The sequence below is a fragment of the Parabacteroides sp. AF17-3 genome, from assembly GCF_003635445.1.
In the GTDB taxonomy this organism is placed as follows: domain Bacteria; phylum Bacteroidota; class Bacteroidia; order Bacteroidales; family Tannerellaceae; genus Parabacteroides; species Parabacteroides goldsteinii.
In genome coordinates, this window is record NZ_QTMM01000024.1 from 96,364 (window position 1) to 108,045 (window position 11,682).

Here is an 11,682-nt window from a genome sequence, read left to right on the forward strand (position 1 = left end):
GAGAAAATGCTACGAGACAGACAATCTCATATTATAACAAAAATCTACAAATCAGATTTAGGGAATAGATTCTTAAATGGAGCGTTTTGGTCATTATTAGGAGCTATTAGTGGAAGAGGATTCGTACTACTTTCATTCATTTTTGTCGCAAGAATACTAGGGCAGCATACATATGGAGAACTTGGTATTATCCGTTCCACAATAAATATGTTTACTGTTTTTGCAGGTATGGGAATTGGAGCTACAGCCTCTAAATTTATTTCTCAATATAGAAATAATGAACCCAATAGAATTATAGACATATATTCTCTTTCAAACACAATTTCAATCATTATTGGTTTTATAGGAGCCTTTTCATTAATCGTATTTTCTCCATATATTGCTGATAAATCATTAGAAGCTCCTTATCTGACTTTTGAAATACAACTAGGAGCAATCGTATTATTGTTTACAACAATAAATGGAGCTCAAAGTGGTGCTCTATCTGGTTTTGAAGATTTCAAATCAATTGCATTAAATACTTTCATATCTGGCACTATACAAAGTTTATTACTAGTACTATTAAGTTATTATTATGGCATTTCAGGATGTATTATAGCACTAGGTTTTGGATGTATTTTCTTATCATTATTCAATCATTTTTCGTTAAAGAAACAACTAACAAAGTATAATACAAAACACAAACAAACGTATTTATTAATGCGAATATCAAAAGATATGATAAAAATCCTTTGGTCTTTTTCACTTCCAACAGTATTATCTTCAATTTTAGTTATTCCTGTCTTATGGTGGGCCAGAACTTTTTTAATTTCGAAATCTAGCTTTAGTGAAATGGCTATTTTTGATATTGCAGATCAATGGTCAATAATGGTCCTATTCATTCCAAGTACCTTAACTCAAATAACACTACCATTACTATCCAACACATTGAGTGGAAATAAACATATACAATACATTAAACTGGTTAAAGCAAATATCATTCTAAATATTGCAATTTCATTTGTGATATCTGCCTTTGTAATTCTTTTAAGAAAATATATTTTAGAATTATATGGGAAAGAATTTATTGATACAACTCCGCTTATTTTTATGATGATTTCATCCATTATGATATCCGGTTGCAATGTTGTTGGGCAAGTGATTGCTAGTAGAGGAAAAATGTGGCATGCATTTTTTTTTAATGCCATTTGGTCTATTTGGATCATCCTATTCACTTTACTATTTGTAAATCAAAACCTTGGTGCATCAGGCCTAGCAATAGCTATTACTATTAGCTATTTTTTACACTTTATAGCACAAATCATATATTTAAAAAAAGTTTTACAATTCAATATTTAAATATGATAAAAAAAATAATGTTAGTTTTTGGAACTCGACCTGAAGCGATAAAAATGGTTCCAATTATCAAAGAGTTAGAAAAATTTCCCGAAAAATTTAAAGTTACTATATGTATAACAGGACAGCATCGAGAAATGCTAGACCAAGTTTTGAATCTCTTTGAAATCATACCAAATTATGATTTCAATATAATGAAAAAGGGACAAGATCTATATGATGTAACATCTTGTGTTTTATTAGAAATGGGTAAAGTTCTAAAACTAGAACAACCAAATCTTGTGTTAGTGCATGGAGATACTACAACTTCTATGGCTGCTGCTTTAGCTTCTTTCTACCAGCAAATACCTGTAGGACACATAGAAGCAGGTTTACGAACAAATGATATTTATAATCCATGGCCTGAAGAAATAAATAGACAAATCACAAGTAGAATAACAACGTATCATTTTGCACCTACAGAACTTAGCAAAGCAAATTTAATAAAAGAAAATATAAGCGATGATAAAATAATAATTACAGGAAATACAGTTATAGACACTCTTCATCTTGTAATTAATAAAATCAAAAATGATATCGAACTTTCATCAAATTTAATTTCAACAATAAAACGATCTGGATACAATACAAATCGCTTAAAAAAAGAAAAAAAACTCGTACTTATAACAGGACATAGAAGAGAAAATTTTGGAGATGGATTCATCAATATATGTAATGCTATTAAATATTTAGTAGAAAAATATCCAAATGTAGATTTCGTCTATCCAATGCATTTAAATCCAAATGTACGAGAACCTATAACTAAAATATTATCAAACAACAACAATGATAATATATTTCTGATTGAACCACTAGAATACTTTTCTTTTTTATATTTGATGAATAAAAGTGATATTATATTAACTGACAGTGGTGGCATTCAAGAAGAAGCTCCTAGCTTAGGGAAGCCTGTACTCGTCATGCGAAATACAACAGAAAGGCCAGAAGCTTTAAATGCAGGAACAGTAAAACTAGTAGGAACAGATTTCAATAAAATAACCAAAGAAGTCTCCACACTATTAGAAAATAAAGAATTATATAATCAAATGAGCTTGGCAATAAATCCTTATGGAGATGGTCATGCAAGCGAAAGAATAATCAATTATTTAAGTTTATGATTCCAAAAACAATTCATTACTGTTGGTTTGGTCCAAATAAAGAACCAGAAATTGTTCAAAAATACAAATTAAGCTGGAAAATCCATTTACCTGATTACAAAATAATTTGCTGGAACGAACAAAATTTTAATATTAATAGCAATAAATATGTACAGCAAGCATATGAAAAAGGAAAATGGGCTTTTATAACAGACTATGTTAGATTATATGTTTTATACCAATATGGAGGAATATATATGGATGCAGATGTCGAAGTTTTAAAAAATTTAGATGCTTTCTTAAATCATAGAGCATTCTCTGGATATGAAAATGATTATGATATACCTACAGGAATAATGGCTTCAGAAAAAGGACATCCTTGGATAAAAGATTTATTAGATTATTATAATAATAAATCTTTTATAAAGCCAGATGGAAGTTTAGATTTAACAACGAATGTGATTACAATTACACAAATAACAAAAGAGAAATATGGATTTAAATCAGAAAAAGGATTTCAAACATTAAGAACAGGAGTTGTATTCTATCCTAAAGAATATTTTTGTCCTAATGATCATGGAAAAATTATAATAACAGAGAATACACATACAATACATCACTTTGCTGGTTCATGGATGGGGAAAAAAGGGATAAGAAAAAGAAAAATACTGGATTTTATAGGAAGATACAGAACTTTAACATACATCTACAATAAACTTAGAGGTCGGTCGAATGGTAGATAATTATTTTAAACTTCTTTTTATTGCAATTATAAGTTTCTTACTAGGAACTTTTTTTGACTATCAATCAATATTCTTTTTTTTATTATTTTGTTACATATCTTCAAGAAACAAAAGTAACAATTATTTAGTCCTTAACTGTTATTTATTTTATTCATTTTGTGGAAGTACTGCAGCTATATCATATGAAATATCGACCGGAGGTAGTTACACACCTTATTTCGATGATTGGTATTATTATGATCATGTAAAACAAATACTAGAATATTACATCGTTGAAAATTCGACCTTATATGAATATGTCCTAACAATGTACATATTACCCTTTCAATACTTCATTCCTCTGAAACATATTTATTTTCTTCCGTTTAACTGGTTTATAGGAGCATTAGTTGTAAATGAATCAATAAAGTTAGCAAATCATTTTTATCCAAATAAAAATAGATCAATATACATCATTTCATTAGCTCTTATTTTATTCAATGCAAATTTCACCAATGGGATTGTTCATTTATTTAGAGATGGATTGATGCTTTTATTTTTAACAAAGGCAATAAATAAAGCGATAAATAAGCACTATATTTCTTCATTCGTTTTTTGCATACTTACTGGATTCTTAAGAGGAGCTAATGGATTACTAGCACTAATGTTTTTATTTTTACAATATTTTGTAAATAAACAAATGATAAGAAAAAAAAATTATGTTTTCATCATTCTAACCTCGCTTTTAGCATTATTTCTCATTTCTGATTATTTATTTGATGCTTCAAAATATATTAGATCTTTTAGTGGTAATGAAAATAATGATACAGAGGGATTAGTTCAAAGTATATCAGAAAGAACTGATTCCTTTTTAGAAAAGGGAGGAGATTCTAGTGGTATTATGAAATTATATAATAGTGGAAATCCTATTGCTATCTCATTAATGTTACCTATATATCTAGTGAGTCCAATAAATATTGGTCCTTTTATTATCATTGAAGATTCATTAGCAGAAAATATCCCCACTACAATCATAAGATTTAGAATAGAAACAATTTGGGAGATTATAAATATTTTAATTTGGACAATCTGTATATTTCCTTTTTTCATAGGATTATATAAATTTCTTACTGAAAAAAGAATTGAATATTTCCCTTTAGCAATATACTTCATATTTACCTTAATACTTATAACATATATCTCTATGCAACATCGCCATAAAATGGCCTTTATAATCATATACCCATTATTATATAATTGTTACAAATATTACTACAAAACAAATCCAAAATGGATAATTATATTACAAGTATTCATTTCACTATTATTATTATTATATATTTTAAGCTCATTATGAATAAGTATATTATATTACAAAACACCTGGACACCATATAGAAATTCATTATTTAATGAATTTCAAAAACAAGGATTAAACTTCAAAGTTTTATATATGTCTGAAAAAGAATCAGATCGTAATTGGAAAATTTCCGATAATATCCAATATGAATATTATATTGATAATGGATTTTATAAACAAATAAGTTATTTTCATTTACATTTCAACCCCAAAATAATAAAATATATTATAAAGAATAAAAACTCAGAATGTATACTTGGAAGTTCATGGAATGATATTAACATAATTATACTACTAATTCTTAAGAAAATTGGTTTTTTAAAAAATATCATACATATATGGTCGGAAGCTAATTATCTAACAATAGGTGCTATAAAAAAAAACAATATAAAACATTTATTCAGGAAATTCATCTTAAATGGAATAGATGGTCAATATATTATACCAGGGAAAATGGCTTTGATAACATTAAAAAAATGGGATATAAATATAAAAAAATATTCACTTCTTCCTAATACTATATCAGAGGATATTTTTTCAAAAAATGAACACAAAGAAGTAATTAGTAAAAATATGCAACCTACTATTCTAATAGTATCTCGTTTAAATGAAAGAATAAAAGGCATAATAAACTTTTTAAATTCTTTAGGAACTGATAGAATAAAATCTTGTAAAATAAGAATTGCAGGAGATGGAGAAGACAAAGACTTAATAAACAAATACATAATAGACAATTCATACGACAACAATATCAAACTAATAGGTTTTTGTTCTTATACTGAGATTATTGAAGAGTATTTAAATGCTGATATTTTTGCTCTTCCATCCTACTCTGATCCCTCACCTCTTTCTGTAGTAGAAGCCATTAGATTAAAAAAACCATTATTATTATCAGAACGCTGTGGAAATCACTTTGAAGCATTAATTGTCGGTAAAAATGGTTTTATTTTCGATCCAACTTCAAAAACATCAATCACTAATGCTTTTGATAGCATAATGAAAAACAGAAGATTATGGTTAGAAATGGGAGAAATCAGCTATAATCTTTATGAGAAAACATATAATCGCTCTAAAGTCGTTTCTAATTTTATACAATCAATTAAATACAAATAATGAAAATAGTCCAAATAAATATAGTTGCTAATTGGGGTTCTACTGGACGTATAGCAGAAGAAATAGGACTAAAACTAATTGAAGAAGGATTTAATAGTTATATTGCTTATGGAAGATATGCAAACCATAGCCAATCTAAGTTATACCATATAGGCTCTAAGTTCAACACATATTACCACGTTTTGCAAACAAGGTTATTTGATAGACATGGTTTATCTTCTAATAGAGCCACAAAACAATTTATCAAATGGCTTGATGCAATTAAACCTGATATAATTCACATCCACAATATTCATGGATATTATATTAATTATAAGATACTATTTGAATATATTTCAAAAAAAGATATACCAATAGTATGGACAATGCATGATTGCTGGCCTTTCACAGGACATTGTTCTCATTTTGAAAATATAAACTGTAATAAATGGCAAATACAATGCCATAATTGTCCACAAATACAATCTTATCCAAAAAGTCTAATCTACGATAGATCCTACAAAAATTTCTTAGAAAAGAAAGAATATTTCACAAAGATAAATCATATAGAAATAGTTGCTGTTTCATTATGGATGAAATCAATTCTTTCTACATCCTTTTTAAATAAATACCCAATAACAGTTATCAATAATGGCATTAATACAAATATATTTACACCGTATCTATCATATACAAAAGAAAAAGAAAAATTAGGCATTAAAGACAAATTTGTTATTCTTGGTGTGGCTAATATTTGGAACAAACAGAAAGGATTCGATGATTTTATCAATTTATCAAAATTGATTGACAATAATTCTGTTATCATTCTTGTAGGTTTAAATAAAACGCAAATGAACCAGTTACCCTCTAATATTATAGGATTCGAAAGAACAAATGATATAAAGAGTTTAGCTATTTTATATTCTTTATCCAATGTATATCTCAATCTTACTTATTTAGATACATTTCCCACAACAAATATCGAAGCTCTTGCTTGTGGCACGCCAGTTGTAACATATAAAACAGGAGGTAGTGTAGAGTCAATTACAGATCAGACAGGTTTTATTGTGGATCAAGGAAATATAAACGAGCTATTAAGTGTTTTAAACAAAATAAAAATTAATGGAAAATCATACTATTTAAAGACATGTTGCAAACATGCAAATAATCATTTTTGCAAAAATAATCAGTATGATAAATACATACAACTATACAAAAACATATTACAAATATAACAAAATTTACACAACAAATAATACAATGTTCCAAAATAGTATTTTATTAATCACCGGAGGAACTGGTTCTTTCGGTAATGCAGTTTTAAGACGTTTTTTAGATTCAGATATAAAAGAAATCCGAATCTTCTCCCGCGACGAAAAAAAACAAGATGACATGCGTCATTCACTACAAAATCCTAAAGTAAAATTTTACATCGGTGATGTACGTGATAAACGCAGTGTAGATGGGGTCATGGATGGAGTAGATTACATATTTCATGCCGCCGCCTTAAAACAAGTCCCTTCTTGCGAATTTTTTCCGACTCAAGCCGTTCGGACCAATGTATTGGGGACGGAGAATGTTCTTGATTCAGCTATAGCTCACGGAGTAAAAAATGTCGTAGTACTTTCTACAGACAAAGCTGCCTACCCTATCAATGCTATGGGAATAAGTAAAGCTATGATGGAAAAAGTTGCTATGGCTAAAGGACGTCAATTAGGGTTGGAAGGGAAAACTACTATTTGTTGTACCCGTTACGGAAATGTAATGGCCAGCCGTGGTTCTGTGATTCCTTTATGGATTGAACAAATCAAAGCAGGTAATGATATTACGATTACAGATCCTAATATGACACGCTTTATGATGACCTTGGATGATGCTGTCGATTTAGTATTATATGCATTTCAGCATGGTCAAAATGGAGATTTGTTCGTACAAAAAGCTCCTGCTGCAACATTAGAGGTTCTGGCAAATGCTTTAAAAGATTTATATAAGTCTGATACCACTGTACGCGTAATAGGAACCCGCCATGGAGAAAAATTATACGAAACGCTAGTTACGAGAGAAGAAATGTCGAAAGCGGAGGACTTAGGAGAGTATTACCGGATACCCTGCGATAATCGTGATTTAAATTATGACAAGTTCTTTGTTGAAGGTAATAAGGAAATTGCCAAAATAGAAGATTACCATTCTCACAATACACGTCGTCTGGATGTAGAAGGAATGAAGCAGTTGTTATTAAAACTGGATATAATCCGAACAGATTTAGGACTATGATAAAAGTTGGCATAACCGGACAGGCTGGATTTGTCGGAACACATCTTTATAATACATTAGGATTGTATCCGGAAGAGTTCGAGCGTATTCCTTTTGAAGATTCTTTCTTCAAAGAAGAAAACCTATTAGGAAATTTTGTTAAACAATGCGATGTTATAGTGCACTTGGCTGCAATAAATCGTCATCCGGATCCGCAGGTTATATACGATACTAATCTTTTATTAGTACGTCAACTGATAACCGCTATGGAAAAAGAGCAAGTTACGCCTTATGTACAATTCTCCTCCTCCACCCAGGAAGAACGGGAAAACGAATATGGCAAATCCAAGCGTGAAGGACGGGCATTGTTAGAAGAATGGGCAAAAAGAAACAAATCATCATTCACAGGTATGGTAGTACCAAATGTATATGGTCCTTTTGGCCGCCCTAATTATAATTCATTTATAGCAACCTTTTGTTATAAACTAACTCACGGAGAAACACCAGAGATTCTACAAGACAGTCAGGTCAATCTAATTTATGTCGGAAATTTATGTCAGTACATTATAAATAAGATTCGAATAAAACAAAAATGTAATGACAGATTGATAGAACGTGATTCCATACCATATGATTTCGAAAAAAGGGTAACAGAAATACTCAGTTCGCTGGAAAAATTCAAATATCTATATTTCGAACAAGGTTTTATACCTGATTTACAAGATAAAAACGAGATTAATTTATTTAATACATTTTGTAGTTATATCGACCTTCAGGATATTTATCCCCGTAAGCTAATTAAACATGCAGATACAAGAGGAATTTTTGTTGAAACAATAAAATTAGGAATAGGTGGTCAGGTATCTTTTTCAACGACTATTCCGGGTATCACCCGTGGAAACCATTATCATACTCGCAAAATCGAACGTTTTATTGTTATCAAAGGTAAAGCCAGAATCCAATTACGGAAAGTTGGAACAGAAGAAGTATTGAATTTTGAGTTAGACGGAGAAAATCCTGCCTATGTAGATATACCAGTCTGGTACACTCACAATATAACCAATATAGGGACAGATGTACTTTATGCCCAATTTTGGATAAACGAATGGTATAACCCGGAAGATGGAGATACTTATTTTGAACAAGTAGAAAAATAAAAATGCAAAAATTAAAAGTATTGACAGTAGTTGGTACACGTCCCGAAATTATTCGTTTGGCATGTGTATTACAAAAGTTGGATGCTAGTCCGGCTATTGAACATATATTGGTTCACACAGGACAAAATTATGATTACGAGTTAAATGAACTATTCTTTGAAGACTTAGGATTACGTAAACCTGATTATTTCCTGAATGCCGCCGGAGCAAATGCAACAGCAACGGCTGGTCAGATTCTAATCAATATAGATCCTATATTAGAAAAAGTGCAACCAGATGCTTTTCTTGTATTAGGAGATACTAATTCATGTTTGTGCGCTATAGCTGCCAAAAAACGCCACATTCCTATTTTTCATATGGAAGCTGGCAACCGTTGTTTTGATCAACGAGTACCAGAAGAAAGTAATCGTAAAATAGTAGATCATATCAGCGATATAAATCTAGTTTACAGCTCTATAGCTCGCGAGTATTTATTAAAAGAAGGTCTACCTGCCGATCGAATAATAAAGACTGGTAGTCCCATGTTTGAAGTATTGACACAATATTTACCCAAAATACAGGCATCAAAAATCCTTCAAACATTAAATTTAGAAAAAGGCAAATATTTTGTAGTATCTGCACACCGAGAAGAAAATATTACATCAGAGATAAACTTTAGTAATTTAGTGAAAATCCTTAATAGCATAGCTACCACTTACGGATATCCGGTTATCGTTTCCTGTCATCCTCGTACTCGCAAAATGATAGAGAAAAAAAGAATTCAATTTCATCCGAACGTGAAGTTGATGAAACCAATGTCTCTGAGTGACTATAATCAACTTCAGGTCAATGCTAATGCTGTGTTATCAGATTCAGGTACGATCAGCGAAGAATCTTCCATTCTGAATTTCCGTGCATTAAATATGCGAGAGGCACATGAACGACCAGAGGCTATGGAAGAGGCAAGCGTAATGATGGTAGGACTAAACCCGGAAAGAGTTATGCAAGGATTAGCCGAATTACAAAATCAAAATCTGAAAATCCGAAATTTCCGTCCTGTATACGATTACTCAATGCCAAATGTTTCTGATAAAGTTGTACGGATTATTATCTCTTACACCGATTATATTAAAAGAGTTGTTTGGAATGAAAACAGCTTTTAATTAACATGAAAGTATTAATTGTTACTAATCATTTTTATCCGGAAGTATTTCGGGTAAATGATGTTGCTTTCGATTTGGCAACAAAAGGGAATGAAGTAACTGTTATTACTTGCATTCCCAACTACCCTATTGGACATTTTTTTGAAGGATATGGTCTGTTCAAAAATAGAAAGGAAATTATTAAAGGAGTAACTGTTTTAAGAGTTCCTGTTATTCCAAGAGGAGAAGGAAAAGGTATAAGGTTATTTTTAAATTATCTAAGTTATCTTATAACAGCATCAGTAACTACTTTTTTTCAATCATTTACAAAGAAGTTTGATTGTATATTGGTACATGAGACATCTCCTGTAACAGTAGGAATACCAGCCGTAATTGTAAAAAAAATCCAGAAAATACCATTGTATTTCTGGGTTCTAGACTTATGGCCGGAAAGTTTATCTGCAGCCGGAGGGATTAAAAACAGGTACATTCTAGCCTTTTTCGAACGAATTGTAAAATATCTCTATTCTTCTTCAGATAAGATATTGATGAGTTCGAAAGGTTTTGAAATATCCATTTTAGAAAAAGGAGATTATAAGTCTAAACTTGTCTATTTTCCTAACTGGGGAGAAGATGTCTTTTCTAATCCTGCACAAGTTACGATTCCCCAACTACCTAAAGGGTTTAGAATAATGTTTGCTGGAAATATAGGAGAAGCTCAGGATTTTGAATCTATCATGCAAGCCGCTCTTTTAATGAAAGAAGATAAGGATATTAAATGGATTTTGATTGGTGACGGAAGAAAAAGGGAATGGGTTGATTCATTCATCAAAAAACACAATCTACACGAAACTGTCTACATCTTAGGTCGATATCCTATTGATACAATGCCTGCATTATTCAAAGAAGCAGATGCAATGTTGATAACACTTAAAGATGAATTCATTTTCAATTTAACTGTTCCTGCTAAATTACAAGCATACTTAGCTGCATCTAAACCTGTAATAGCAATGTTAAATGGTGAAGGAGCAGAAATAATCAAAGAGTCAGGATGCGGATATGCAGTAAAATCAGGAGATTTTAAATCTCTTGTAGAAATGATTCGAAATAAGGTACTAACAGACAAAGATAATTTTAAAGAAAAAGGGAAAAAGGGAAATTTATTTTTCAATAATTTTTTTCGTAAAGATAAATGCATGAATCATTTAATAGAAATATTAACTACAAATTAATATACAAATCTGATATTCAGCTACAACCAAAGCCATTTCTTTTGGGTTTTGTTACATGTGATGAATAGAAGGATGATAGTAATGATTCGCATACGAAGGATAAACAAATATCTTCATACGTATTCGAATGAAGGTTGAATTGAAAATTTGAAAGTCCCTTATTTCGGAGATGAAAGATATATGTTTTGAAGATAAAATAAGGGACTTTTGAATGCAAAAGATATATGTTTTTTAGAGGGAAAGGAGATTCTTACTGTTGACAGGAAACATCTGTT

General features: G+C 30.4%; 10 protein-coding genes. All 10 read left to right on the forward strand.

Annotated features, from left to right (window positions below; translation table 11 throughout):
- Positions 1 to 6: 6 nt before the first annotated feature.
- Genes DWW91_RS25325 through DWW91_RS25370 form a run of 10 tightly spaced genes read left to right on the forward strand, consistent with a single transcriptional unit; the run spans position 7 to position 11,407 of the window.
- Positions 7 to 1,338 (forward strand): oligosaccharide flippase family protein, encoded by a 1,332-nt coding sequence (locus DWW91_RS25325; RefSeq protein ID WP_122329267.1) that lies wholly within the window; start codon positions 7 to 9, stop codon positions 1,336 to 1,338.
- Positions 1,339 to 1,340: 2 nt separating this feature from the next.
- The gene (wecB, locus tag DWW91_RS25330) at positions 1,341 to 2,492 is read left to right on the forward strand and encodes a non-hydrolyzing UDP-N-acetylglucosamine 2-epimerase (RefSeq protein WP_122329268.1); all 1,152 of its coding nucleotides are present in this window, start codon (positions 1,341 to 1,343) and stop codon (positions 2,490 to 2,492) included.
- On the forward strand, positions 2,489 to 3,214 hold the full coding sequence (locus DWW91_RS25335; protein WP_122329269.1) for a glycosyltransferase family 32 protein: 726 nt from the start codon (positions 2,489 to 2,491) through the stop codon (positions 3,212 to 3,214). Before wecB (DWW91_RS25330) ends, DWW91_RS25335 begins: the two co-directional genes overlap by 4 nt.
- Positions 3,204 to 4,550: a hypothetical protein gene (locus DWW91_RS25340; RefSeq protein ID WP_122329270.1), complete on the forward strand. Its 1,347-nt coding sequence runs from the start codon at positions 3,204 to 3,206 to the stop codon at positions 4,548 to 4,550. Before DWW91_RS25335 ends, DWW91_RS25340 begins: the two co-directional genes overlap by 11 nt.
- Positions 4,547 to 5,665, forward strand: coding sequence for a glycosyltransferase (locus DWW91_RS25345; protein WP_158599482.1), 1,119 nt, complete (start codon positions 4,547 to 4,549; stop codon positions 5,663 to 5,665). The genes DWW91_RS25340 and DWW91_RS25345 overlap by 4 nt, the downstream gene beginning before the upstream one ends.
- Positions 5,665 to 6,879 (forward strand): glycosyltransferase, encoded by a 1,215-nt coding sequence (locus tag DWW91_RS25350; RefSeq protein WP_122329272.1) that lies wholly within the window; start codon positions 5,665 to 5,667, stop codon positions 6,877 to 6,879. The genes DWW91_RS25345 and DWW91_RS25350 overlap by 1 nt, the downstream gene beginning before the upstream one ends.
- Positions 6,880 to 6,904: 25 nt before the next feature.
- A complete protein-coding gene (locus DWW91_RS25355; protein ID WP_122329280.1) occupies positions 6,905 to 7,918 on the forward strand; it encodes a polysaccharide biosynthesis protein in 1,014 nt (337 codons plus the stop codon).
- Complete coding sequence (locus DWW91_RS25360; RefSeq protein ID WP_122329273.1) at positions 7,915 to 9,054, forward strand: NAD-dependent epimerase/dehydratase family protein; 1,140 nt, start codon at positions 7,915 to 7,917, stop codon at positions 9,052 to 9,054. Before DWW91_RS25355 ends, DWW91_RS25360 begins: the two co-directional genes overlap by 4 nt.
- A gap of 2 nt (positions 9,055 to 9,056) precedes the next feature.
- The gene (gene wecB / locus DWW91_RS25365) at positions 9,057 to 10,196 is read left to right on the forward strand and encodes a non-hydrolyzing UDP-N-acetylglucosamine 2-epimerase (protein WP_122329274.1); all 1,140 of its coding nucleotides are present in this window, start codon (positions 9,057 to 9,059) and stop codon (positions 10,194 to 10,196) included.
- Positions 10,197 to 10,201: 5 nt separating this feature from the next.
- The gene (locus DWW91_RS25370; RefSeq protein ID WP_122329275.1) at positions 10,202 to 11,407 is read left to right on the forward strand and encodes a glycosyltransferase family 4 protein; all 1,206 of its coding nucleotides are present in this window, start codon (positions 10,202 to 10,204) and stop codon (positions 11,405 to 11,407) included.
- The last annotated feature ends 275 nt before the right edge of the window (positions 11,408 to 11,682 follow it).